Source organism: Acidovorax sp. IB03 (genome assembly GCF_016406015.1).
Taxonomy (GTDB): domain Bacteria; phylum Pseudomonadota; class Gammaproteobacteria; order Burkholderiales; family Burkholderiaceae_C; genus Acidovorax; species Acidovorax temperans.
In genome coordinates this window covers 81700-104576 of the sequence record NZ_JAEFCH010000013.1, presented here as the reverse complement: position 1 = coordinate 104576, position 22877 = coordinate 81700, and the positions used below count along the sequence as shown (strand labels likewise).

Here is a 22877-nt window from a genome sequence, read left to right as displayed (position 1 = left end):
TGCTGGGTGCGGCCATGGGGAATCAAAGTGTCACTAGCATTCGCTAGAAGAGCCTAAAAAGTGCTTCTAGCGCTTATTGAGAAAGCGCAAGCAGCTACTATTTTGATAGCAAACTTATTCCTGGACGCACAGGGCCCAATGCCCCATCCACGCTGTGCGCAGACATAAAAAAACCGGCCTCCAGGGCCGGTGTGTGCAGGCAGCGCGGGACACCCCGCGCAGGGATCAGTACCGGCCGCCGCCGTAGCCGCCATTGCCGTAGCCCACATCGGCACGCTTGCTGGCAGTGAAACCGCCAGCGTTGTAACCGCCAGCGCCGCCACCGGCTTCACGGGGGCGGGCCAGGTTCACCACAATCGTGCGGCCATCTACGGACATGCCGTGCAGCGCATCAATGGCGGCCTGGGCGACCTCTGCGGAAGCCATTTCCACAAAGCCAAAGCCCTTGGAACGGCCGGTTTCGCGGTCTGTCATGACCTTGGCAGAAGAAACGCCGCCGAATTCGGCGAAGTTGCTTTGCAGGCTGGAATCGGTCACGGAGTAAGGCAGGTTGCCCACATAAATTTTGGTGCTCATGGAAATGTCTTTCTATGGAGAAGCGCGCAACGAAGGGCACGCAGGGGAGAAATGGGATGCGAATCGGGGACTGCGCTGCGATGGCCCGGAAGGCGCGCAGCGAAGGGGATGGTCAGCACACGGGTGGGCGGGACATGCACGCCTGCAACCAACCCTGGGTGACGGCAAACAGCCGGGCGATTTCGGGGGAGGCAAAGGTCTTGTCAAAGCGAAACACGCGGCAATAACCACCGTTGCTTTGGGAGCGCTGGACGGAGAACGAGGCGCGGAAGCGGCCGCAATCGGTCGGGTGTGTCGCGGGCGAAACGACGTACTGGCCCATGGAGATGGCTGTCTTGGAAATTGGGTGCATTCAGGGGAAACGCAAGCCCGGGCCGGGTTGCGTGAGCATCAAGGGATCACAGCTGGCTGCAGCTCTACAGTCCAACTGGGCGACAAGGATGTCGCAAAAGGCGGCCAGTGCGGGCGGCTGAAACCACCGGGCTGGCGTTGCAAGAACTGCGCGGAACCCGCGCAACGTCACTGCAATGGGGTGGAGTATATGGCTGCAAACATAAAAAGTCCAGCCAATATTCTCTAAAGTTTTAAAACGCCGTCCTCCCGCCCGTGCGGCGCGGCGTGCACCAACCGGCTCAGCGGCCGCCGGTGATGCACAGGGCACGCTCACCCTGCGGCCATTCCCTGGACTTTGGCAGCCAGGCGCTGCTGTACGGCGGGCGAAACGAATTTGTCCACCTCGCCGCCCAGCACGGCGATTTCGCGCACGAAGGTGCTGCTGATGAACTGGTATTTGTCGCTAGGGGTGAGGAAGACGGTTTCCACCTCGGGCATCAGGCTGCGGTTCATGCCGGCGAGCTGGAACTCGTAGTCAAAGTCGGTCACGGCGCGCAAGCCGCGCACCATGGCCTTGCCACCACGCGCCACCACAAAGTCACGCAGCAAACCCGAAAAACTCTCGACCTGCACCTGCGGATATTGGCGCGTAGCCTCGCGCACCATCTCGATGCGCTCTTCCAGGCTGAACAGGGTTTTCTTGTGGTGGCCCGCGGCCACGGCCACGATGACCTGGCCGAACAATTGGGTGGCTCTGCGCACCACGTCTTCATGGCCCAGGGTGATGGGGTCGAAGGTTCCGGGGTACACGGCGAGAACGTTGTTGGCCATGGCGGGTTGTCTCCTGTCTGGCGAAATGGGGCGTTGGCCGGGCATTCCCGGCCGCTGGGGCGCATTATGCAGTGCACTGCAACATGGGCGCTGCAATGCAAAGAAAACAGCCGCTAGCGCTTGATGGGTAAGCGCCAGCAGCTATCAAAAAAAGAGCAATTACAGCGCCCCCACCCGGCGCAGCAGGTGGGCATGCACCGCACCGGCCTTGAGGTGGCGGTGCACCGCCAGGCCCCAGGCAGCCAGTTCATCGTCGGCCCAGGCGCGGGGGGCTTCCAGGTAGACGAAGCCATCGGCTGCCACTGCCTGGGCCGCAGCCTGCAGGGCGGGGTTGAACAAATCGCTGTCAAAAGGCGGGTCCAGCAGCACCAGGTCCAGGCTGGCGGGCGCGGCTTGCTTCAGGGCCGCCACGCCATCGCCGCGCTGCACGCGCATGGCGGTGGCCTGCAGGCGCTGCTGCAGGGTGTGCAGCTGGGCGACCAAAGCGGCGTCGCTTTCCACCAGTTGCACGCTGGCGGCGCCACGCGAAGCGGCCTCAAACCCCAGCGCGCCGGTGCCGGCAAAGGCGTCCAGGCAGCGCCAGCCGCTCAGGTCCTGGCCCAGCCAGTTGAACAGGGTTTCGCGCACACGGTCGGGCGTGGGGCGCAGGCCCGGGCGCTGGGCCACGGGCAGGCGGGTACGCTTCCAGGCACCGCCGATGATGCGGATCTCGCCCGCGCCTTTGGGGGCTGCGGCAGCGGGCTTGTCTTTGGCCGTGGCCTTTTTACCTGCTGGGGCAGCGGGCGCGGCGGCAGCCACCTGGGCCTTGCGGATTTCGGCGTTGATGGCGCTGGTTTTGAGGGTGGAACGGCTCATGGCTTGCCCCCCACCACCACGGTGACCATGCGCTCGGGCTGTAGCTTGCGGGCCATGGCGGCGCGCACATCAGCCACAGTGAGGGCTTCGACCTTTTGCGTCCAGTGGTCCAGGTAGTCGAGCGGCAGGTCGTTCCAGGCGATGTTGGCCACGTTGCCAAGCAGCTTTTTATTGCTGTCGATGCGCAGGGCGAAGCCGCCGATCAGGTTGTCCTTGGCGGCGCGCAACTCGGCCTCGGTGGGGCCTTCGGCCACAAAACGCTGCACCACGTCGCGCACCACCTTCACCGCCTGGGCGGCCTGGTCGGGCCGGGTTTGCAGGCCGATGGTGAAGGCGCCAGCGTGCAGGCCGCCGGCAAAGTAGCTGTACACGCTGTAGCTCAGGCCGCGCTTTTCGCGCACTTCTTCCGTCAGGCGCGAGACGAAGCCGCCGCCGCCCAGGATGTGGTTGCCCACCAGCAGGGCCAGAAAGTCGGGGTCGCGGCGCGGAAAGCCGGGTTGGCCGATCAGCACATGGGCCTGGGCCGAGGCGAAGGGAATGGCCTGCTCGACTGCGGCTTTGAGGGGTTCCACCTCAGGCACTGCCGGCAGGGGCGCGCAGTTGCCGCTGCTGGCCGGCAGACGGCCCAGCAGCTTGGCCACCAGCTCTTGCGCCTGCGTGCGGTTCACCGCGCCGACGATGCTCACGCGGGCGCGGCAGGCGGCCACCGTTTGGGCGTGAAAGCGCTGCATGTCGTCCACGGAAATGCGCGCCAGCGTTTCGGGCGTGGTGCGCTGGCCGTAGGGGTGATTGCCGTACACGGCGGCGGCGAAGGCCTCGCCCGCCACGGTAGACGGGCGGGTGGCGGCTTCGCGCAGGCTGGCGGACCAACGGGCACGGTCCCGCGCCCAGATGTCGGCGGGCCAGCTGGGCTCGGCCATCTGGCGGGCGGCCAGGCGGGCGGCGCGGTCCAGCAGGGGCGCGTCGGTCAATGAGCGCAGCGAATAGCGCAGCGCGTCGTTGTCGGCCCCGGCTTCAAAGCCAGCGCCCAGGTCGGCCCAGGCTTCGCCCAGGGCGTTTTCGTCGAGGGCGTGCTCGGCGCCCTGCCCTTCTTTACCGCCCTTGACGCCCTTGGACGCCATCAGCGCCACGCTGGCCGCCAAGCCGGCCTGCGCTGCGGGGTCGCGGCGGCTGCCGCCATCGAAGTCCACCTGCACATCCACCATGGGGATGACGGGGCTTTCGACCAGCCACACCTTGGCGCCGCTGGGCTCCGTCCAGTGCTGAATGGGCAGCAGCGCCCAGGCAGATGGAGCATAAAAAATGGCTCCAGCGCAAGCGCATAAAGCGCTAGCAGCTACTTTTTTAATAGCAATCATGTGACAAATCCTGGTCCGGTTCAATGGCGGGCGCCAGCAGCGGGCGCGGGGCGCTTGCGGGCACCTTCCAGCGGCTGGGGCAGCAGCGTGGCAATGGTGAGCTGGTCGTCGCCAAAGTACTTGGCGGCCACGGCCTGGACTTCTTCGGCGGTGATGGTGCGCAGCAGGGCCAGCAGGCGCTCTTCGGCATCCAGCGGAAAGCCCTGCACCCAGTTGCTGCCCAATTCCTGCGCCTGGTTCTGCACGGAATCGCGCTCGTACACGGTGGAGGCGATCCACTGCGTCTTGACGCGGGCCAGCTCGGCTTCGCTGATGCCCTCACGGGCCACGCGGGCCAGCTCGGCGCGCAGTGCGTCTTCCACCTGCTGGGCGGTCTTGCCGCCCGCAGGCACGCCGGTCATCAAAAACAGCGCGGGCCCCCGCCCGGTGATCATGGCGGAGCTGCCTGCGCTGTCGGCCACGGGCTGCTCGCCCTGGGTCAGCGCGCGCTCCAGCCGGGCGCCGTCGTAGCCGCTGAACACGGCCGACAGCACCAGCAGCGCCAGCGCGTCGCGGTCGCTGGCCTGCAGATCCTGCACGCGGGTGAGAGACGGCACACGGAAAGCCAGGGCAACGTAGGCCTGCTCGGCAGGTGCCTTCACGGCGATGCGGCGCAGGCCACGTTGTTCGGGCTCGGTGCGGGGCTTGCGCTCGGGCACCGCATGCGCGGGCAGCGAGCCGTAATACTTCTCCGCCAGGGCACGTACCTTGTCTACCTGCACATCACCGGCCACCACCACCACCGCATTGGTGGGCGTGTACCACTGGCGATGGAAGGCGCGCACGTCGGCAGGCGTCATGGCGTCCAGGTCGCTCATCCATCCCACCACCGGGCGGCGGTAGGGAGACGCGTTGAAGGTACTGGCAAAGAGCTGCTCAGCCAACAAAGCACGGGGCTGGTCTTCGGTGCGCAGGCGGCGCTCTTCCTTGACGACCTCGATCTCTTTCTTGAACTCTTCGTCAGGCCAGTGCATGTTGGCGAAACGGTCAGACTCCAGCCGCATCACGTCTTCCAGCTTCTGGGCGGGAATCTGCTGGTAATAACCGGTGTAGTCGCGGCTGGTGAAGGCATTTTCACGCCCGCCCAGGGCCGCCACACGGCGTGAAAAATCGCCCGGAGCCACGGTTTTGGAGCCCTTGAACATCATGTGCTCCAGCACATGGGCCACGCCCGAGGTGCCATCCACCTCGTCCATCGAGCCCACGCGCAGCCACACCATGTGCACGGCCGTGGGGGCACGGTGGTCCGGCTGCACGATGAGCTGCATGCCATTGGCCAGGGTGAAAAGCTGGGCGCCTGCCGCGTTGGTGCGCGGGCTGTCGGCCGCTGCCGCACGCACTGGCGCGGCGGCCGTGGCCTGGGCCACAAGGGGTGAAGAACCCGGTGCAGCCACATTGGTGGCGGCCCCGGCGCTGATGCTGGCCAACAGGCCAAGTAGGGTGAAAGCGCGTTTCATAGAATGCAGTGATTCTAAGAACCCGCCAATGTTCAGTTTTTTCAAGAAAAAGCCCGCCCCCCCGCCCGCAGTCGCTGATGCCCCGGCACCCGCGCCCGCGCCCGTGACGCCCCCGCCTGCCACACCGGCCCCCGCTGAAGCCGCTGCGCCCCCTGCAGCCGCCGCCCCGGCCACAGGCTTTGGCTGGCTGCGCAACCCCTTCGCCACCAAGCCACCCGCCAGTGCCCCTGCGCCCACACCCACGCCCGCCGTCGATGCCGCGCCCACGCAGCCAGCCCCGGTCGGCCCACCTGCTGCTGCACCGGTGCAGCCAGTGGCCCCGGTGGCGAAGCAAGCGGCCCCAGCGCCCGCCCCTGTTGCCGTAGCGGCACCGGTAGTGCCCCCGGTGGTGCCAGCGCCTGTCGCTGCGCCAGCGCCCCTCCCAGCACCAGAACCTGTTGCAGCCCCCGCCCCCGTGGCGGCAGAGCGCAAAGGCTGGCTTGACCGCCTGAAAGCGGGCTTGCGCAAGACCGGCTCCAGCATCGCCACCGTGTTCACCGGCACGCAAATCGACGATGCGCTGTACGAAGAGCTGGAAGAAGCCCTGTTGATGGCCGACACGGGCGTGAAGGCCACCCAGCACCTGCTGGAAGACCTCAAGCGCCGCGTGAAGGAAACCAAGACCACCGACCCCGCCGCCGTGAAGGGCCTGCTGGCTGATGCCCTGGCCGAACTGCTGCGCCCGCTGGAAAAAGCCCTGGTGATTGGCGAGCACACACCCACCGTCATCATGGTGGCTGGTGTCAACGGTGCAGGCAAAACCACGTCGATTGGCAAACTCACCAAGCACCTGGCCAATGAAGGGGCCAGTGTGCTGCTGGCCGCAGCCGACACCTTCCGCGCCGCAGCGCGCGAGCAGCTGGGCGTTTGGGCCGACCGCAACACCGTGGAAATCGTGAGCCAGGAAGGCGGCGACCCCGCTGCCGTGAGCTTTGACGCCGTGACCGCCGGCAGGGCCCGCGGCAAGGACGTGGTGCTGGTAGACACCGCAGGGCGCCTGCCCACCCAGCTGCACCTGATGGAAGAGCTGAAAAAGATCCGCCGCGTGGTGACCAAGGCCGACGCCACCGCCCCGCACGAGGTGCTGCTGGTGATTGACGGCAACACCGGCCAGAACGCGCTGGCGCAGGTGCGCGCTTTTGACGATGCACTGCAGCTCACCGGCCTGGTGGTTACCAAGCTGGATGGCACCGCCAAGGGTGGCGTGCTGGCCGCCATTGCGCAGGAGCGCCCCATTCCCGTGTATTTCATCGGCGTGGGCGAGAAGCTGGAAGACCTGGAAACCTTCAACGCGCGCGAGTTCGCGCAGGCCCTGCTGTCCTGATCTTTTGAGCAGCTACCGTGGCGCCCCGGCTGGCGCCACGGGTGCGCGCCGCCACAACGCTACGGCGCGCACACGAATTCCGTTTACAAAATGTGGCTTCCCCCGGATGATGGGCTTAGATCCCACCCAGCCCGAAGCCCATGTTCCTTGAACTGATCAAAGGCGTTGCACTGTTGCTGGCGCTGTGCTTTTTGCACGGCGTCAACATCCGGCTCTGGCGGCAAAAGCCCCTGGTCGGGCAAATCGTTTCGGGCGTGCTGTTCGGCGGCATCTGCGTGGTGGGCATGTTGATGCCCCTGGTCTTGATGCCTGGCGTGATTTTTGACGCCCGCTCTGTTGTGCTGTGCATGGCAGGTCTGTTCGGCGGGCCGGTGGTGGCCATCATTGCCGGCACCCTGACCATGGCGTGGCGCCTGTGGCTGGGCGGCGCTGGCATGGGGGTCGGCTTGCTGGTGGTGGTGATTTGCGTGTCGCTGGGGCTGCTGTACCGCTATGCGCGCCAGCGCGGCAAGCTGGACGTGGGGCCCCGCACCTTGCTGCTTTTCGGACTGGTGGTGCATGTGGCGGTGGTGGGGGCGTTACAGCTTTTGCCTGCGCCGGTTGTGCAGCGCATCAATGGGTTGTGCAGCGCATCAATGAGATGGTGGCCCTGCCCTTCATCGCCATTTTCACGGTGGCCACCTTGCTGCTGGGCACCGCGCTGAAAGACCTGGAGGAGCGGCTGGCAACCGACCGTGCGCTGAGCGACAGCTCAGCCCGGCTGCGCGCCATCACGCAAGCCATTCCTGACGTGCTGCTGGTGCTGGACCGCAACGGGCGCTACCAGGAAGTGCTCTCTAGCGACAAGGCCGCCTTGGTCGCCAACGCCAACGACCTGCTGGGCAAGCACCTGAGCGATGTGCTGCCTGCCGACCAGGCACAGCGCTACCTGGAACTCATCCACGAAACCCTGCGCACCGGCCGCACCCAAACCCTTGAATATGAAATCTGCACCCTGGATGGCGTGCGTCAATTCGAGGGGCGCACCCAGCCGCTGGGCGTGCCCGTGCAGGGCCAGGAAGCCGTGGTGCTGCTGGCACGCGACATCACCGATCGCAAGCGTGCTGAAGCGGCCCTGCGCGAGTCAGAGCTGCGCTTTCGCTCCCTGTTGCTGAACATACCGTCCATCTCGGTGCAGGGCTATCTGGAAGACGGCACCACCAGTTACTGGAACAAGGCGTCAGAAGCGCTGTATGGCTACACCGCCGATGAAGCCATGGGCAGCAACCTGTTCGAGCTGATCATCCCGCCCGTGATGCGCGATACCGTGCGCAGCCACGTGGAGCACATGTTTGCCACCGGCGAGGCGATTCCGGCAGGGGAGTTGCAGCTACAGCGCAAGGACGGCAGCCTGGTCGATGTGTTTTCCAGCCACGCCTACATCCGCGTACCGGGACAGGCCCAGAGATGTTCTGCATCGACATCGACATTTCGGGTCGCAAGGCCGCCGAGGAAGAAGCCCGCTACCTGGCTTTTTACGATGCCCTGACCGAGTTGCCCAACCGCCGCCTGCTGGTAGACCGCCTGCAGCAGGTGCTGGCCAGCAGCAGCCGCACGGGAATGGCGTCTGCCGTGCTGTTTGTAGACCTGGACAACTTCAAGACCCTGAACGACACGCGCGGGCATGAGGTGGGCGACATGCTGCTCACGGATGTGGCGCGCCGCCTCAAGAGCCATGTGCGCGAACTCGACACCGTGGCGCGCCTGGGTGGAGACGAGTTCGTGGTGGTGCTGCAAAACCTGGGCACCGACCCCACCGAGGCCGCAGGTCAGACCCGCATGTTGGGCGAAATGCTGCGCGCGCACCTGGCACAGCCCTACGACTTGGCGGGGCACGAACACCATTGCTCGGCCAGCATCGGCATCACGCTGTTGCACGGGCAGCGCACCAGCGTGAACGAAATCCTCAAACAGGCCGATATGGCGATGTACCGCGCGAAAGACGCGGGGCGCAACACGCTGCGCTTTTTCGACCCCGACATGCAGCAGGCCGCGAACCGCCGCGCCACGCTGGAAGCAGCACTGCACAACGGTCTGCGGCAAAACCAGTTTCTGCAGCTCTACCAGGCCCAGGTGGATGAAACCGGCCGTATCGCAGGGGCAGAAGCCCTTGTGCGCTGGCAGCACCCGGAGCACGGCATGGTGTCCCCGGGTGAATTCATTGCCTTGGCGGAAGACACCGGCCTGATCGTGCCGCTGGGGCACTGGGTGATGGAAACCGCCCTGCGCCAGCAAGCGCAGTGGCGCCAGCACCCCCAACTCGCCCACCTCACGCTGTCGATCAACGTCAGCGCGCGCCAGTTTCACCAGGATGACTTCGTGAGCCAGGTGGTTCGCCTGCTTCAGCTCACGGGGGCCGACCCTACACACATCAAGCTGGAGCTGACCGAGAGCCTGCTGCTGAAAAATGTGGAAGGCGTGATCACCACCATGCTGGCGCTGCGCGAGCTGGGCCTGGGCTTCTCGCTGGACGACTTTGGTACCGGTTATTCATCGCTGAGCTACCTCAAGCGGTTGCCGCTGGACCAGATCAAAATCGACCAGGGTTTTGTGCGCGATGCACTGGTGGACCCCAACGATGCGGCCATTGCCCGCTCCATCATTGCTCTGGCCAACAGCCTGGGGCTTGACGTGATTGCCGAAGGGGTGGAAACCGAAGAACACCACCACTTCCTGCTCCAGCATGGCTGCCGGGCCTTCCAGGGTTACTTCTTTGGCCGCCCGGTGCCTCACACAGATTTCGAGCGGGCCGTGCTGAACCGCTAGACCGCCGGCATCAGCGCCTGCACGCTCCGCGGGCTCTCCTCAAGCCTCTGCCATCTCGGGCAAGTGCTGCAAGCGACTGGCCAGTGTGGGTTGCCGCAGGAGTGAAAACAGGTCCTTGGGATCGTCCAGCGCCGGGATCAGGGTCATGCGCTCGCCCATTCCCAGCGCCAGGGCCGTATCGCGCATGTAGCGCAGCGCAGAAAAATCTTCCAAAGCAAAACCGACCGAGTCGAATACGGTGACCTGGGTGGCGCTGGCGCGGCCCGCGTGGCGCTGGGAGAGAACCTCCCACACCTCCGTCACCGCAAAGTCGGAAGGCATTTGCTGGATATCGCCCTCCACACGTGTCTGCGGGGCATATTCCACAAACACGGCGGCGCCACGCAGCACATCTGGGTGCAATTCGGTCTTGCCGGGGCAGTCACCACCCACCGCATTGATGTGCATGCCGGGCTCCACCATGTCGGGCGTGATGATGGTGGCCTTGGCCTTGTCAGCCGTGACAGTGGTCACGATATCGGCACCACGCACGGCCTCTGCCACGCTGATGCATACACGCACCGTCACGGGCAGATCGCTCAGGTTGGCAAGCAATTTGCGGGTGGCCTCCCGGTCCGTATCGAAAAGACGCAGTTCGGTGATGCCCAGCAGGTGGTAGAAGGCCAGGGCCTGGAATTCGCTTTGCGCGCCGTTGCCGATCAACGCCATGCTGCGGCTGCCGGGCCGGGCCAGTGCGCGCGCCGCCACGGCAGACATGGCGGCAGTTCGCAATGCGGTGGTGAGGGTGAGTTCAGACAGCAGCAGGGGCATGCCCGTGGCCACGTCGGCCAGCACACCAAAGGCCATCACGGTAGATAAGCCCAGGCGCGTGTTGCCCGGGTGGCCATTCACGTATTTGAACGAGTAAGTCATCTCATCGGCAATGGGCATCAGTTCAATGACCCCTTGGCGCGAGTGGCTGGCCACCCGAGCTGTTTTGTCAAAGTCAGCCCAACGCAAAAAGTCCGCCTGGATGTTGTCTGCAATACCCTGCAAACAGGCGCGAAGACCCTGGCGACGCACCAGTTCAACGACTGCTGGAGCGCTGAGATACAACGTTTCTGAGGTGCGCGAAGTCGAGGGGGTGAAGTTCATGGCCAGTCTCCGTTGTTGTGATGGCCCAGTGTCTCGCGCACGGATGGCAAAGTGAATCGGCAATCTTGTACCGTATTGCAGATGTTTTTGCCAAAATGACAGTAATCAATACCATTTTGAAACATGGACGAACTGGACCACTCCCTCATCAGCCTCTTGCGCACCAACGCCCGGATGAACATCGCCGACCTGGCCCACAAGCTCGGCGTATCCCGCGGAACCGTTACCAACCGTCTGCGAAAGCTGGAAGACACTCAGGTGATCGTGGGTTACACCGTGCGGCTCAAACCCGAGGCAGAACCTGAACGCATCCGTGCATGGATGGGTGTCTTGGTGGAAGGCAACCAGACGCGACAGGTCATTGCCAGCTTGCTGGGCGAACCAGGGGTCTCGGCCTTGCACGACACCAACGGCCGCTGGGACCTTCTGGCAGAGCTTGAAGCGCGCTCCATGAGTGAGCTGTCGCAAGTGCTGGAACGCATCCGCCTCATCTCCGGCATTCGCAGCACAGAAACGAGCATCCATCTGACAACGTACCGATGAAAAGATAAGCCAGACGGGAACTTTGGACTTAGCACTCTCTCAAATCGAGTGCTAACATAATGCCCTTGAGGAAAGGATTCCCGGCATGACACTTTCATCTGGAACCACTGCAACCGCTCTGACACCCACCAACCCCTGGGCGCTGGTGCCTGCGTTGGGCAACCTCGACGCCTACATTTCTGCCGTCAACCGTCTTCCTTTGCTGACCCAGGAAGAGGAACAGAAATACGCCCGCCAGCTCAAGGAACACAACGATGTGGACGCTGCGGGGCGCTTGGTGCTGTCGCACTTGCGGCTGGTGGTTTCCATTTCCCGCCAGTACCTCGGCTACGGCCTGCCCCATGGCGACCTGATTCAGGAGGGCAACGTGGGCCTGATGAAGGCGGTCAAGCGCTTCGACCCCGACCAGGGCGTGCGGCTGGTGAGCTACGCCATGCACTGGATCAAGGCAGAAATCCACGAATACATCCTGAAAAACTGGCGCATGGTCAAGGTGGCTACCACCAAAGCCCAGCGCAAGCTGTTCTTCAACCTGCGCTCGATGAAGCAGGGCTTCAAGGCGGATGCCAGCGCCGCAGATGCTGCCACCCACCGTGACACGTTGTCTGACCACGAAATTGATGTGGTGGCCGCCCAACTGAACGTGAAGCGCGAAGAAGTCATTGAGATGGAAACGCGCATGTCTGGCGGCGATGTGCTGCTGGATCCCACACCTTCGGACGACAGCGAACAGGCCTTTGGCCCGATTGCCTACCTGTCGGACGCATCGCACGAGCCCACCGCCGTCATTGAGTCGCACCAGCGTGACGTGCTGGCCTCTGACGGCATCGCCAACGCCTTGGCAGGACTGGACGAGCGCAGCCGCCGCATTGTGGAAGAGCGTTGGCTCAAGGTGAACGACGATGGCTCGGGTGGCATGACGCTGCACGAGTTGGCTGCTGTGTATGGCGTGAGCGCAGAGCGCATTCGCCAGATTGAAGCGGCCGCCATGAAGAAGATGAAGAAAGCGCTGACAGAAGCAGCTTGATTCGCCCAGCGGCAGATGGGACAAACGTTACCATTTGCCACTGCGCCGCCCCCTAGGCCCGCTCATAGGCCGTTGAATCCTGCCCCAGCGAACCCAAAGGTTTGCTTCAGCAGACAACTCAGCGGACTTGGCGGGCTTTTTTCATGGTCCGGGCGGGTACCGTATTTCTTGTTGCTGAAAGACTCCCATGCAATCCCTGTTTTCGCGCCGTACCGCCCTTGCTCTGGCCTTGACGGCTCTGGCGGCACCATGGGCCGCAGCCCAGAAGGCGCCCAGCGCCGCCACCCCCTGGCCCACGAAACCGCTGAAGATCATCGTGGGCTTTCCACCCGGCTCGTCGCCTGACCTGACGGCGCGCACCTTCTCGGAGCCCCTGGCCAAAGCCCTCGGGCAACCGGTCATCGTCGAAAACAAGGTGGGTGCGGGTGGCAACATCGGCGCCGATGCCGTGGCCAAGGCCCGGGACGACCACACCATTGGGCTGATGATCAACGGCAACATGACGATTGCCAAGCTGATCAATCCAGCGGTGCCGTACGACCCGCTGAAGGATTTTGCGCCGCTGACGCTGGTGGGCACCTCGCCTTTGGTATTGACTGCGCCGGTGAGCCAGCCTGGCGTGGCAGCCACAGCGAGTGCCCGCGAATTTCTGGCAACGGCACGCAGCGCTGGGGACCAATGGAGCTATGGCACCCCTGGGGTCGGCACGGTGGGCCATATTGGCACCGAACTGCTGAAGTCACGCAGCGGGATCAACCCCGTGCACGTGCCGTATGCCGGCTATCCCCAGGTCGCGACGGCCATGCTGGGCGGCCAATTGCAGATGGCGCTGCTGCCGCCTGCGCTAGCGCAGGCGCAAGTGAAGGCAGGCAAGCTGCGGGCCATTGGCGTGACATCGGCCGGCCGCAGTGCGCTGGCGCCCGATGTGCCGAGCTTGGCCGAAGCCGGGATTCAGAATTTTGAACTGGAGATCTGGAACGCCTTTGCAGCCCCAGCGACCATGCCCAAGGCCTTGCAGGTGCGGCTGGCCACGGTGTTGGCCGACATTGCCCGCACGCCAGAGGTGCGCGCCAAGCTGTTCCAGCAAGGCTGGCAAGTGGCAGGCACATCGCCTGAGGGGCTGGCCAACCGGATCAAGGCAGATACCGCAGCGCTGGGGCAAATCATTGCGCAGCGGGGCATCAAGGCCGAGTAAGGGAATAAGGGCGCTGCGGGTTGCACGCCAAGGCAACCCCTGGGATTGGGCGCCCCCAGTGGGCGCTGCAACTTATTTCGCCTCTTTGAGCAACGTGGCCACGTCGGCGGCCAGGGCCTGTGCGCCGCTGCCGTAGCGGTGGTACACGCGCAACCGCCCGGCGGGGTCATAGACGTAACTGCCGGCAGAGTGATCCATCGTGTAGCTGGTGTCTGTTTTGCCTTCGACCTTTTTGTAATAGATCTTGAAGTCCTTGGCGACGGCGGCCAGTTGCTCGGGGCTGCCACGCAGAGCCAGGAAGCTGGGGTCGAAGTTGCCCATGTAGGCCTTCAGCACCTCGGCAGTGTCCCGCTCAGGGTCCACGGTCACGAAGATGCCTTGCAGGCGATCGCCATCTGCGCCGAGGGAACGCTTGACTTCGGCCAGTTCCTGCATGGAAGTGGGACACACGTCGGGGCACTGCGTGAAGCCGAAAAACACCACCACCACCTTGCCCGCGAAGTCTTTCAAGCTGCGCTGCTGGCCGTTGTGGTCCGTCAATGGCAGATCGCGGGCGTATTCGGCGCCAGTGACATCAATGCCCCGAAATTCCACCTTTTTCTCAGAGCAAGCAGAAAAAAGCACTGTAGCGCCCGCCAGCAAAGCGCAAGCAGCTACAGATTTAATAGCATTTCGTTTGTTCATGTTCACATCACGTAGTGGTCCACCAACAGCGCAGCAAACAGCACGCTCAGGTGAATCAGGGAAAAGCGGAAAGTCTTGCGGGCCAGGGCGTCGGAGTAATTGCGCCACAAGGCAAATCCATAGCCGCAAAATCCCAGGCTCAGCACCACGGCAAAGGCCAGGTACAGCCACGAACTCATGCCATACACGAAGGGCATGAGGCATCCCGCAAAAAGAATCAGCGTGTACAAAAAGACCTGCAGGCGCGTGAACTCGTTGCCGTGGGTGACAGGCAGCATGGGCAGGCCTGACTTGCGGTAGTCCTCCACCCGGTACAGCGCCAGCGCCCAGAAGTGCGGAGGGGTCCACAGGAAGATGATGAGAAAGAGAATCAGCGCTTCGGGCCCGACATCCCCCGTCATGGAAGACCAGCCCAGCACAGGCGGCATGGCCCCCGAGGCACCGCCAATAACGATGTTCTGGGGCGTGAGCGGCTTGAGGATGACGGTGTAGATCACCGCATAGCCCACAAAGGTGGCGAACGTCAGCCACATGGTCAGCGGGTTGATCCACACGTACAGCAATGCAGACCCTGCAGCGCACAGCACCGCAGAGAACACCAGGGTCTCCTGGTTCGACAACTCACCCTTGGCGGTAGGGCGCCAGGCAGTGCGCTTCATCTTGGCATCAATGCCCTGCTCCACGATGCAGTTGAAGGCAGCGGCGGCCCCAGCCACCAGCCAGATACCCAGGCTGGCCAGCGCCATCTGGCCCACCTGCGCCCAACTGGGCAAGCCCGGCACAGCCAGCACCATGCCGATCAAGGCACAGAACACAATCAATTGGACGACGCGCGGCTTGGTCAAAGCATAGAACTGCGCGAATCGCGACGGAGGGGAAACGGCAGCAACACTCATGCAATCACTCTCGGTGCGCGCGCTGGCGCAGAAATCTCGTTCGGGGCGGCGCTGGTGCGGCTGGCCGCCAAGGCCCAGGTCAATACCACCACCAATGCGGCAGCCCCCCCGGTGTGGAGCACCGCCGCCAGCAGGGGCCAATCCAGAATCACGTTAGACAAGCCCGTGGCCAGCTGCAGCGCAGCCAGCGCCAACAGCCAATGCGCTTGCGCTTTCAGAGAGGGACGCAGTTGAAGCGCGAGCCACACCATGGCTGCAAGGACGACATAGGCCATCAAGCGATGAACATAGTGAATGGCCGTCAAACCCGCAAAACTGATGTGACTGCCGTCTTGCAGCATGCCCAGTTCACGCCAAATCTGGAAGCCCTGCGCAAAGTCCATGGCGGGCCACCAGCTACCCTGGCACTTGGGGAAGGTGGTGCAAGCCAGCACCGCGTAATTGGTACTGACCCAGCCGCCCAAAACCACTTGTGCAGCCAGCAAGGCCATCGTGCCCCACAAGGCCCAACGCATCCCTTGGCTCAGACCGACAGGCGGCAGACCCCCGGCCGCCCGGGTGTGCTGCACCGCCTGAACGCACAGCAGCGCCAGGAGCACCAGCCCACCGATCAAATGCAGTGTCACGATGGCGGGGAACAGCTTCATGGTGACCGTGAGCGCACCAAACGCGCCCTGCAGACAGACCCAGACGAGGGTAAATGTAGGCCACCAGGGACTGCCAGCGGGCGGCCGTCCCACCGAAGCGCCCTGCCCCTTGGCGGCTAGTTGGCGCTTCCATGCACGGTGCTGCACCCATGCAGAGATCGTCATGACAATGATGAGCACCCCTACCCCGGTGGCCAGATAGCGGTGGATCATCTCCACCCAGGCTTTGCCGTGCGTGACAGGCCCCGTAGGCATGGCGCTTTGCGCTGCAGAAATTTCTTCACGGGCACCCACGGGGCTCGCGCTGCCGTAGCAGCCAGGCCAGTCCGGGCAACCCAGACCGGAATCGGTCAGGCGCGTGAAAGCACCAAACAGCACCAGATCGAAGGTAAGGAACAGAGTCAGCACCGTGAGCGCTTGCAAGCGCCGCAGCGGAGAAGCCCCACGGTTGCGCCAGCGCACCCATGCCAGCGGGCCCAAGGCAATCAGCAGCCCCAGGAGCATGAGCCGAGTGAGCGGAGCGAGGTCGTACAGAGGTTGCACGTCCATGTCAGGGCTTCCGGGGTCGGCCCGCCTCATCCCAGGATGCAGAGGCGCGCAACAGGCGTTCCAGATCCTTCTTGGCCTTGGCTGCGCCCGCAGCATCCATGCGGGCGGGGAAACGCATCATCCAGTGGCCCATGGGGTCCACGACATAGATGTGATCCCGCAGCGCCTGACCTGCAGCAGGCGCCAGCCACTGCGCCAACGCTGCTTCATCCACGCGCCGCACCTGGGCCTGTTTGAGGGCAGGCTCCAAGGCTGCGGGAGGCGCTTTGTCATCCGTCACCAGCCACACCCAATCCACGCGGTCTTTCTCACGCCCCACGCTTTCACGCAGCTGGCGCTGCAGGTACAGGTGCTTCTGGCAATCGGTATCGCACTGGCTATCGGCCACACTCACGAGAAGCCACTGCCCCTTGAGATCCACCAGTGCCCCGGCACCACCCTCCAACGTGGTGGCATCCATGGCGGGCATGGGCCGTTGTGGCTCAATCAACTCGCCGTAGTTCTTGCGTCCCTCTGGGCGAATCACGTAATAGGTGAAATAGGACGCAATGACGGGTGCAGCACAGACCAGCAGCACCCCCAGCATCTTCAGGCGGCCATGGCGGGTGCGCTGGGCAGCGTCCATCGCCCCTCCAGCCTCAGGCAGGGTATGCACCGTCAAACCCAGGGGGTGCTCTGGCGCCACTTCAGGAGGAACGCTCGCGGCGTGGGCGAATGAAGCGTCGGACGATTTGGAACCAGACATAAAGGAGTGCAATCAGGCCGCAAAGCCCGAACCATTGAAATGCGTAACCATAGTGTTTATCGACGCCCGAAGAGACGACAGGCCAGTCGCGCTGCATGCCTTCACCAGGCTCACCCAACTGAACCACCGACAAATCCAGCAGCGGCAGTTGCGTGGCGGAGCGAAATGCAGCCAGGTCGAGATTTTGCCGGATGCGGGAAGACCCCTGCGCACTGTCCCCTGGGCTGAATTCGTAGAGCCGCGAGGGCGGCGCAGCCACCCGGCCTTTGACCCGCACAGTCCCAGCCGGAGTCACGACATCAGGTACCTGGGTTCGGTCCTGGAAATTGCGTGGCACCCAGCCGCGCTGCACTAGTACCACGGCGCTGGTGCCTCGCAATTGCAGCGGGGTGATGACGAAAAAGCCGGGGCGCCCCTGCATCTGTCGGTTGTCGAGATATATGGTGTGCTCAGGCAACCAAAGGCCTTCCAGTTCCACCGTGCGATGCCGCAGGTCTTCTGCCGCGCCCGCCGCATCAGCCTTTGCCAAGCTCGCCCCATCCAAGGCCGGCAGCGCAGCGCGAGAAGTCAGCGTTTGCTCGTATGCCAGCTTTTCTGCGGCACGGCCCAACTGCCACCGCCCCAGCGATCCCGTAATGGCCACGCCCACCAGCGCGGCCAAGGTGACGACAACAAAAAGCACACCAGATGCACGAGGACGGGGCGTCACAGGATAATCAGCTCCATGAAATATCTAGTTGTTGCGGCATTTGTGGGCATTGTGGTCAGCCTGGGGTCTGCGCTCTTTTTCATGATGCGCAATGGCAACAACGATGCACTGAAGGGTAACCGCATGGCCAGGGCATTGGCAGTGCGGGTGGGGCTGTCGATCTTGCTCTTTCTGTGCCTGCTGGCCGCATGGCAACTGGGCTACATCCAGCCCACCGGCCTGCCGGCCACGCGCTGAACGCATCACGCTCACAAAAAACGCAGCCGAGACTGGCACTCAGCAAGGCAAGCTAAGCCACAAAAAAAGCGCCTTGCGGCGCTTTTTTTGTTGACTGTCGGCGCTTACATCCAATACACGAGGATGTACAAACCGAGCCAGACCACGTCCACAAAGTGCCAGTACCAAGCGGCACCTTCAAAGCCGAAGTGCTTGTCTGCCGTGAAGTGGCCTTTTTGCAGGCGCAGCGTGATGAACAACAGCATCAACATGCCGATGAACACGTGGAAACCGTGGAAGCCGGTCAGCATGAAGAAGGTGGAACCGAACACACCAGACGACAACTTCAGGTTCAAGTCTGTGTAGAGGTGGTAGTACTCGTAGCCCTGAACGAACAGGAACACGATGCCCAGCAATACCGTAGCCCACATGAAGGCGATGGTTTTGCCGCGTTGGTTCTCGCGCAATGCGTGGTGGGCAATCGTCAGTGTCACGCCCGACGTCAGCAGCAGTGCCGTGTTGATCGTGGGCAGCCAGAAGGGGCCCACGGTCTGGAAGGGCTCCACGATGCCTGCAGGAGAGGCCGTCGCACCAGCTGCCACACTAGGCCATACCGCCTTGAAGTCAGGCCAGAGCAGAGAGTTTTCGAGGCTGCCCAATGCGGGGACAGAATGCTCGCGCGCCCACCACAGGGCGGTGAAGAATGCGCCGAAGAACATCACTTCCGAGAAGATGAACCAGCTCATGCTCCAGCGGTAAGAGAGGTCAATCTTGCGGCCGTATAAGCCCGCTTCGCTCTCACGGGCTGCATCACGGAACCACTGGTACAGCACAAACAGCCACCACACCAAGCCCAGAGCCAGCGAGTACTTGCCCCATTCGTGTCCGTTGATCCACTGGCCTGCGCCCAGGATCACGAAGAACAGCCCAGCAGCAGCCATCACGGGGTGACGGGACTCTGCTGGCACGTAGTAGTACGGTGTTGTGCCGTGTGTTGATGCACTCATTTCAGCTCCTGACTCTCTCAATCGTTGTTATCTGTACCGGGGGCAAATCCACTGCGTCACACAATCCAGTTGACCAGCACAATGAGTGCCAGCACCAGAGAAAAAATTGCGATCAGTCCGACCACGATGATGTGGATGGGGTTGATCTTTTCCAAATCTTGCGCGTATTCACTGCCTTTACGCAATCCAATCAGAGACCATGCAACCGCACGCACCGTACGCAGCAGCGAACCTTTGCGTTGCAACGGGGAAACGGGGTCTCGGCTCATGAGCCTTGTCCTTCCGACGGTAAACCCCTCACTGAAACCGACTGTGGCGCTGCGGGAGTTTTCCCACCCACTTCGAAAAATGTGTACGACAGCGTGATGGTGGTCACGTCTTTCGACAGTTTCGGATCAATCACGAACGCCACCGGCCATTCCTTTTTCTCACCAGGCTCCAGCGTGTACTGGTTGAAGCAAAAGCACTCCAACTTGGTGAAATGTGCAGCTGCCTGACGCGGCGCGTAACTGGGAATGGCCTGTGCTGCCATGCGCCGGTTTTGCACATTCTGGAATTCGTACATCACTGTCGTCAACTCGCCGGGATGCACTTTGACGGAGCGTTGTGCAGGCTTGAAATCCCAAGGCCCGCGCGCGTTGGCGTCGAACTCCACCGTGATGGTGCGGGACTTGTCCACCTGACTGTTCGCAGGCAGCTTCGCATCCTTGCCGGCAACGCCGTTGCCTGGAACCTGGCGCTCGGACAGCGACAGGATGTTGATCCCCGTCATCTCGCAAATGTGCTTGTAGATGGGGATCAAAGCGTAGCCGAAGGCGAACATGCCGGCCGCAATCACGACCAGCTTGCCGACCATCTTGGCGTTTTCGCGGCGCAGGCTCATGGCAGGTTGCTCAGCGTGACAGCAAGGTCACCTTGACCATGAACCCGATGAAAAATACCGCAACCACTGACGCAAGGATCAACGCCAGGCGCAGGTTGTTCTTCTTTTGCTCGGGGGTCATGGCAGGCTCCTCAACCAATCACGCGAGTTGCGGTCGCGTCAAGCTTGGGTGGGTTTTCAAACGTATGGAATGGAGCAGGCGAAGGCACTTCCCATTCCAGGCCTTCGGCGCCGTCCCATGGCTTTTGAGGAGCCTTGGCACCCTTGCCGCGCATGGCGGGCAGCACCACAAACAGGAAGAAGTAAACCTGCATCAGGCCAAAGCCCAGGGCACCCACGGATGCGATGGCATTGAAGTCAGCAAACTGCATGGGGTAGTCGGCATAGCGGCGAGGCATACCGGCCAGACCCAAGAAGTGCATCGGGAAGAAGGTAATGTTGAAGGTGATCAACGAACCCCAGAAATGGATCTGGCCGCGAGTTTCGCTGAACATCACACCGGTCCACTTGGGAGCCCAGTAATAGTAGGCTGCAAACATCGAGAACAGCGAACCGGCCACCAGCACGTAGTGGAAGTGGGCCACCACGTAGTAGGTATCTTGCAGCTGGATGTCGATGGGAGCCATGGCCAGGATCAGGCCGGTGAAACCACCCATGGTGAACACGAAGATGAAGCCCACGGCAAACAGCATGGGGGTTTCAAACGTCATCGAACCACGCCACATGGTGGCAATCCAGTTGAAGATCTTCACGGCCGTGGGCACGGAGATCAGCATGGTGGCGTACATGAAGAACAACTGGCCAGTCACAGGCATGCCAGTCGTGAACATGTGGTGGGCCCAGACGATGAACGACAGGATGGCGATTGACGAAGTGGCGTACACCATGGAGGCGTAGCCAAACAGCTTCTTGCGAGCGAAGGCAGGAACGATCTGGCTGATGATGCCGAAGGCCGGCAAGATCATGATGTACACCTCGGGGTGACCGAAGAACCAGAAAATGTGCTGGTACATGACAGGGTCACCACCACCAGCGGGGTTGAAGAAGCTGGTGCCGAAGTGACGGTCGGTCAGCGTCATCGTGATCGCGCCAGCCAGCACGGGCATCACAGCGATCAGCAGATAGGCAGTGATGAGCCAGGTCCAGGCGAACATGGGCATCTTCATCAGCGTCATGCCGGGAGCGCGCATGTTCAGGATGGTCACGATGATATTGATCGAGCCCATGATGGAAGAAGCACCCAGGATGTGCATCGCAAAGATGCCGGCGTCCATGGAAGGGCCCATCTGCAGCGTCAGCGGTGCATACAAAGTCCATCCTGCAGCGGGAGCGCCACCGGGCATGAAGAACGATGCAACCAGCATGATGGCGGCAGGAATCATCAGCCAGAAGCTGAAGTTGTTCATGCGAGCGAAGGCCATGTCGGAAGCGCCAATTTGCAATGGCAGCATCCAGTTCGCAAAGCCCACAAAGGCCGGCATGATCGCGCCAAACACCATGATGAGACCGTGCATGGTGGTGAGCTGATTGAACAACTCAGGGTTGACCAACTGCAGGCCCGGCTGGAACAGCTCTGCACGAATCAGCAAGGCCAGCACCCCGCCCACCATCAACATAGTGAACGAGAACAGCAGATAAAGCGTGCCGATGTCTTTGTGATTGGTGGCAAACACCCAGCGGCGCCAGCCGGTAGGTGCATGGTGATGGTCGTGGCCGTCGTGTGCGTGGTCGCCAGCGTGCCCGTGGTTGTCGAGTACTGCGCTCATAGTGAATTCCTCAATGCGATTGGGCGATGTTTACTTGCTGCGCTGGGCCACGACTTCTGCGGGCTGCACCAGTTGACCCGTCTTGTTGGACCACGTGTTTTTCGTGTAGGTGGTCACGGCTGCAATGTCCGTATCGCTCAGTTGCTTCCAAGCTGGCATGGCGCCGTTGGCTGCTCCATTCAGCAGAATCTGAATCTGCTTGGCGTGATCGGCGTCCAGCACGATGGCGGAACCATCCAGAGGCTTGATCGGGCCAGCACCCTTGCCATTGGCTTGGTGGCAGGCGGCGCAGTTGGCTGCGTAGACCTTTTCACCGCGCTTGAGCATGTCTGCAATAGTCCAGATCTTCGCAGGATCGTCGAGCTTGGCGGCAGCCTTCTTCTTCTGGTCTTCAACCCATGCGGAATAGTCTTGCGCCGAAACCACCTTCACATGGATGGGCATGTAGGCGTGCTCCTTGCCGCAGAGCTCAGCACACTGACCGTAGTAGTCGCCAATCTTCTCCGCACGGAACCAGGTGTCACGAACAAAGCCGGGAATCGCGTCTTGCTTGATACCAAAAGCAGGCACCATGAAGGCGTGGATCACATCGTTAGCGGTAGTAATGATGCGAACTTTCTTACCCACAGGCACAACCATCGGGTTGTCTACCTTGAGCAGGTAATCGACGGGGGCCTGGGACACATTGCCGCTGTCCGACATGGTGCGGTGGCTGCTGTCCAAGGTGGAAATGAAGGCCAACCCTTCACCCTCTCCATTGAGGTAGTCGTAGCCCCACTTCCACTGGTAGCCAGTAGCCTTGATGGTCAGGTCGGCATTGGTAGTGTCTTTTTGAGCTACCAGCACTTTGGTGGCGGGCAATGCCATCAAGATGACGATGATGAAGGGGACGATGGTCCAGACGACTTCCACCGTCACAGACTCATGGAAGTTGGCAGACTTTGCGCCCTTGGATTTGCGATGCTTCCAGATGGAATAGAACATCACAGAGAACACAGCAATGAAGATCACCGTGCAGATGATCAGCATCATCCAATGTAGAAAGTGCTGCTCTTCCGCAATTTTGGTGACTGGCGGGGCCAGGTTCAGTTGGTTGACCGCAGGGCCTCCGGCCAAGTCCTGAACGGCATGGGCGACGCTCCCAAGCCATGCACCGGCCATCAGCAGCAGAGAAGCCAACTTATTGGAAATGCTCTTCATAGTTCTCATTTACTTCTAAGCCTCAAATTAACCAATCCCCGCAGCGCCTGCATGGGGTC

At 62.3% G+C, this 22877-nt stretch carries 26 protein-coding genes; 8 read left to right on the top strand and 18 right to left on the bottom strand.

The annotated features are described in order from the left end of the window. Positions 1-225: 225 nt before the first annotated feature. The 6 genes from IHV84_RS09870 to IHV84_RS09845 all read right to left on the bottom strand — a co-directional run bounded on the left by IHV84_RS09870 (position 226) and on the right by IHV84_RS09845 (position 5449). Complete coding sequence (locus IHV84_RS09870; protein WP_142083682.1) at positions 226-576, bottom strand: RNA-binding protein; 351 nt, start codon at positions 574-576, stop codon at positions 226-228. Positions 577-688: 112 nt separating this feature from the next. Then, on the bottom strand, positions 689-928 hold the full coding sequence (locus IHV84_RS09865; RefSeq protein WP_370541244.1) for a hypothetical protein: 240 nt from the start codon (positions 926-928) through the stop codon (positions 689-691). Positions 929-1239: 311 nt separating this feature from the next. After that, positions 1240-1740 (bottom strand): pantetheine-phosphate adenylyltransferase, encoded by a 501-nt coding sequence (gene coaD / locus IHV84_RS09860; RefSeq protein WP_044398053.1) that lies wholly within the window; start codon positions 1738-1740, stop codon positions 1240-1242. A 159-nt stretch (positions 1741-1899) separates the two neighbouring features. Next, a complete protein-coding gene (rsmD, locus tag IHV84_RS09855) occupies positions 1900-2595 on the bottom strand; it encodes a 16S rRNA (guanine(966)-N(2))-methyltransferase RsmD (protein WP_198846726.1) in 696 nt (231 codons plus the stop codon). Then, positions 2592-3953 (bottom strand): pitrilysin family protein, encoded by a 1362-nt coding sequence (locus IHV84_RS09850; protein WP_198846725.1) that lies wholly within the window; start codon positions 3951-3953, stop codon positions 2592-2594. The genes rsmD and IHV84_RS09850 overlap by 4 nt, the downstream gene beginning before the upstream one ends. A 20-nt stretch (positions 3954-3973) precedes the next feature. Continuing rightward, a complete protein-coding gene (locus tag IHV84_RS09845) occupies positions 3974-5449 on the bottom strand; it encodes a pitrilysin family protein (protein ID WP_198846724.1) in 1476 nt (491 codons plus the stop codon). 28 nt (positions 5450-5477) lie between these two features. Here IHV84_RS09845 and ftsY point away from each other — a divergent pair, with 28 nt between their 5' ends. The 4 genes from ftsY to IHV84_RS20780 all read left to right on the top strand — a co-directional run bounded on the left by ftsY (position 5478) and on the right by IHV84_RS20780 (position 9617). Next, entirely contained in the window at positions 5478-6812 is a 1335-nt protein-coding gene (gene ftsY, locus IHV84_RS09840) for a signal recognition particle-docking protein FtsY (RefSeq protein ID WP_198846723.1), read from the top strand. A 140-nt stretch (positions 6813-6952) separates the two neighbouring features. Continuing rightward, positions 6953-7516, top strand: a complete 564-nt coding sequence (locus IHV84_RS20790) for a LytS/YhcK type 5TM receptor domain-containing protein (RefSeq protein WP_370541243.1) — start codon at positions 6953-6955, stop codon at positions 7514-7516. Further along, entirely contained in the window at positions 7435-8340 is a 906-nt protein-coding gene (locus IHV84_RS20785) for a PAS domain-containing protein (protein ID WP_370541242.1), read from the top strand. Before IHV84_RS20790 ends, IHV84_RS20785 begins: the two co-directional genes overlap by 82 nt. Next, entirely contained in the window at positions 8259-9617 is a 1359-nt protein-coding gene (locus IHV84_RS20780) for a putative bifunctional diguanylate cyclase/phosphodiesterase (protein ID WP_370541241.1), read from the top strand. Before IHV84_RS20785 ends, IHV84_RS20780 begins: the two co-directional genes overlap by 82 nt. 39 nt (positions 9618-9656) lie before the next feature. Here the strand turns inward: IHV84_RS20780 and IHV84_RS09830 are convergent, their stop codons facing one another. After that, positions 9657-10751, bottom strand: a complete 1095-nt coding sequence (locus tag IHV84_RS09830; protein ID WP_198846722.1) for an ornithine cyclodeaminase — start codon at positions 10749-10751, stop codon at positions 9657-9659. Between the two features lie 123 nt (positions 10752-10874). Between IHV84_RS09830 and IHV84_RS09825 the strand changes: the two genes are divergently transcribed. The 3 genes from IHV84_RS09825 (at position 10875) to IHV84_RS09815 (ending at position 13516) form a co-directional block, all read left to right on the top strand. Continuing rightward, positions 10875-11294, top strand: a complete 420-nt coding sequence (locus tag IHV84_RS09825) for an Lrp/AsnC family transcriptional regulator (RefSeq protein ID WP_066692852.1) — start codon at positions 10875-10877, stop codon at positions 11292-11294. Between the two features lie 85 nt (positions 11295-11379). Further along, positions 11380-12321 (top strand): RNA polymerase sigma factor RpoH, encoded by a 942-nt coding sequence (gene rpoH / locus IHV84_RS09820; protein ID WP_142083671.1) that lies wholly within the window; start codon positions 11380-11382, stop codon positions 12319-12321. Between the two features lie 187 nt (positions 12322-12508). Then, on the top strand, positions 12509-13516 hold the full coding sequence (locus IHV84_RS09815) for a tripartite tricarboxylate transporter substrate binding protein (protein WP_198846721.1): 1008 nt from the start codon (positions 12509-12511) through the stop codon (positions 13514-13516). Between the two features lie 72 nt (positions 13517-13588). Here the strand turns inward: IHV84_RS09815 and IHV84_RS09810 are convergent, their stop codons facing one another. Genes IHV84_RS09810 through IHV84_RS09790 form a run of 5 tightly spaced genes read right to left on the bottom strand, consistent with a single transcriptional unit; the run spans position 13589 to position 17746 of the window. After that, complete coding sequence (locus tag IHV84_RS09810) at positions 13589-14200, bottom strand: SCO family protein (protein WP_044398036.1); 612 nt, start codon at positions 14198-14200, stop codon at positions 13589-13591. Positions 14201-14202: 2 nt separating this feature from the next. After that, positions 14203-15096: a heme o synthase gene (cyoE, locus tag IHV84_RS09805; protein ID WP_198846720.1), complete on the bottom strand. Its 894-nt coding sequence runs from the start codon at positions 15094-15096 to the stop codon at positions 14203-14205. After that, positions 15093-16292 (bottom strand): heme A synthase, encoded by a 1200-nt coding sequence (locus IHV84_RS09800; protein WP_198846719.1) that lies wholly within the window; start codon positions 16290-16292, stop codon positions 15093-15095. Before IHV84_RS09800 ends, cyoE begins: the two co-directional genes overlap by 4 nt. Before the next feature lies 1 nt (position 16293). Beyond that, the gene (locus IHV84_RS09795) at positions 16294-17037 is read right to left on the bottom strand and encodes a hypothetical protein (RefSeq protein ID WP_198846718.1); all 744 of its coding nucleotides are present in this window, start codon (positions 17035-17037) and stop codon (positions 16294-16296) included. Next, positions 16979-17746 carry an SURF1 family protein gene (locus IHV84_RS09790; protein WP_198846717.1) on the bottom strand — a complete coding sequence of 256 codons (768 nt, stop codon included), beginning with the start codon at positions 17744-17746 and terminating at the stop codon, positions 16979-16981. The genes IHV84_RS09795 and IHV84_RS09790 overlap by 59 nt, the downstream gene beginning before the upstream one ends. A 15-nt stretch (positions 17747-17761) precedes the next feature. Here IHV84_RS09790 and IHV84_RS09785 point away from each other — a divergent pair, with 15 nt between their 5' ends. Beyond that, the gene (locus IHV84_RS09785) at positions 17762-17983 is read left to right on the top strand and encodes a twin transmembrane helix small protein (RefSeq protein WP_198846716.1); all 222 of its coding nucleotides are present in this window, start codon (positions 17762-17764) and stop codon (positions 17981-17983) included. Positions 17984-18087: 104 nt separating this feature from the next. Here IHV84_RS09785 and IHV84_RS09780 read toward each other — a convergent pair whose 3' ends face one another. The 6 genes from IHV84_RS09780 to coxB are packed head-to-tail and all read right to left on the bottom strand — an operon-like array spanning position 18088 to position 22818. Beyond that, positions 18088-18969 (bottom strand): cytochrome c oxidase subunit 3, encoded by an 882-nt coding sequence (locus IHV84_RS09780; protein WP_044398025.1) that lies wholly within the window; start codon positions 18967-18969, stop codon positions 18088-18090. A gap of 56 nt (positions 18970-19025) precedes the next feature. Further along, positions 19026-19238, bottom strand: a complete 213-nt coding sequence (locus IHV84_RS09775) for a DUF2970 domain-containing protein (RefSeq protein ID WP_198846715.1) — start codon at positions 19236-19238, stop codon at positions 19026-19028. Continuing rightward, entirely contained in the window at positions 19235-19852 is a 618-nt protein-coding gene (locus tag IHV84_RS09770) for a cytochrome c oxidase assembly protein (protein WP_198846714.1), read from the bottom strand. Before IHV84_RS09770 ends, IHV84_RS09775 begins: the two co-directional genes overlap by 4 nt. 10 nt (positions 19853-19862) lie before the next feature. Continuing rightward, positions 19863-19973, bottom strand: a complete 111-nt coding sequence (locus IHV84_RS20395; RefSeq protein WP_211360764.1) for a cytochrome oxidase small assembly protein — start codon at positions 19971-19973, stop codon at positions 19863-19865. 10 nt (positions 19974-19983) lie between these two features. Next, a complete protein-coding gene (ctaD, locus tag IHV84_RS09765; RefSeq protein ID WP_044398020.1) occupies positions 19984-21618 on the bottom strand; it encodes a cytochrome c oxidase subunit I in 1635 nt (544 codons plus the stop codon). A 30-nt stretch (positions 21619-21648) separates the two neighbouring features. Then, positions 21649-22818 carry a cytochrome c oxidase subunit II gene (gene coxB / locus IHV84_RS09760; protein WP_198846713.1) on the bottom strand — a complete coding sequence of 390 codons (1170 nt, stop codon included), beginning with the start codon at positions 22816-22818 and terminating at the stop codon, positions 21649-21651. Positions 22819-22877 lie beyond the last annotated feature (59 nt).

Coding starts and splice junctions, on each gene's coding strand:
- IHV84_RS09810 (WP_044398036.1), bottom strand. CDS start 14,200: ATGAACAAACGAAATGCTATTAAATCTGTAGCTGCTTGCGCTTTGCTG.
- rsmD (WP_198846726.1), bottom strand. CDS start 2,595: ATGAGCCGTTCCACCCTCAAAACCAGCGCCATCAACGCCGAAATCCGC.
- IHV84_RS09865 (WP_370541244.1), bottom strand. CDS start 928: ATGCACCCAATTTCCAAGACAGCCATCTCCATGGGCCAGTACGTCGTT.
- IHV84_RS09795 (WP_198846718.1), bottom strand. CDS start 17,037: ATGTCTGGTTCCAAATCGTCCGACGCTTCATTCGCCCACGCCGCGAGC.
- IHV84_RS09815 (WP_198846721.1), top strand. CDS start 12,509: ATGCAATCCCTGTTTTCGCGCCGTACCGCCCTTGCTCTGGCCTTGACG.
- IHV84_RS09870 (WP_142083682.1), bottom strand. CDS start 576: ATGAGCACCAAAATTTATGTGGGCAACCTGCCTTACTCCGTGACCGAT.
- IHV84_RS09850 (WP_198846725.1), bottom strand. CDS start 3,953: ATGATTGCTATTAAAAAAGTAGCTGCTAGCGCTTTATGCGCTTGCGCT.
- rpoH (WP_142083671.1), top strand. CDS start 11,380: ATGACACTTTCATCTGGAACCACTGCAACCGCTCTGACACCCACCAAC.
- IHV84_RS09845 (WP_198846724.1), bottom strand. CDS start 5,449: ATGAAACGCGCTTTCACCCTACTTGGCCTGTTGGCCAGCATCAGCGCC.
- ctaD (WP_044398020.1), bottom strand. CDS start 21,618: ATGAGCGCAGTACTCGACAACCACGGGCACGCTGGCGACCACGCACAC.
- IHV84_RS09770 (WP_198846714.1), bottom strand. CDS start 19,852: ATGAGCCTGCGCCGCGAAAACGCCAAGATGGTCGGCAAGCTGGTCGTG.
- IHV84_RS09780 (WP_044398025.1), bottom strand. CDS start 18,969: ATGAGTGCATCAACACACGGCACAACACCGTACTACTACGTGCCAGCA.
- IHV84_RS09830 (WP_198846722.1), bottom strand. CDS start 10,751: ATGAACTTCACCCCCTCGACTTCGCGCACCTCAGAAACGTTGTATCTC.
- IHV84_RS20395 (WP_211360764.1), bottom strand. CDS start 19,973: ATGACCCCCGAGCAAAAGAAGAACAACCTGCGCCTGGCGTTGATCCTT.
- IHV84_RS20790 (WP_370541243.1), top strand. CDS start 6,953: ATGTTCCTTGAACTGATCAAAGGCGTTGCACTGTTGCTGGCGCTGTGC.
- coaD (WP_044398053.1), bottom strand. CDS start 1,740: ATGGCCAACAACGTTCTCGCCGTGTACCCCGGAACCTTCGACCCCATC.
- IHV84_RS09775 (WP_198846715.1), bottom strand. CDS start 19,238: ATGAGCCGAGACCCCGTTTCCCCGTTGCAACGCAAAGGTTCGCTGCTG.
- coxB (WP_198846713.1), bottom strand. CDS start 22,818: ATGAAGAGCATTTCCAATAAGTTGGCTTCTCTGCTGCTGATGGCCGGT.
- IHV84_RS09825 (WP_066692852.1), top strand. CDS start 10,875: ATGGACGAACTGGACCACTCCCTCATCAGCCTCTTGCGCACCAACGCC.
- ftsY (WP_198846723.1), top strand. CDS start 5,478: ATGTTCAGTTTTTTCAAGAAAAAGCCCGCCCCCCCGCCCGCAGTCGCT.
- IHV84_RS09800 (WP_198846719.1), bottom strand. CDS start 16,292: ATGGACGTGCAACCTCTGTACGACCTCGCTCCGCTCACTCGGCTCATG.
- IHV84_RS09785 (WP_198846716.1), top strand. CDS start 17,762: ATGAAATATCTAGTTGTTGCGGCATTTGTGGGCATTGTGGTCAGCCTG.
- IHV84_RS20780 (WP_370541241.1), top strand. CDS start 8,259: ATGTTCTGCATCGACATCGACATTTCGGGTCGCAAGGCCGCCGAGGAA.
- cyoE (WP_198846720.1), bottom strand. CDS start 15,096: ATGAGTGTTGCTGCCGTTTCCCCTCCGTCGCGATTCGCGCAGTTCTAT.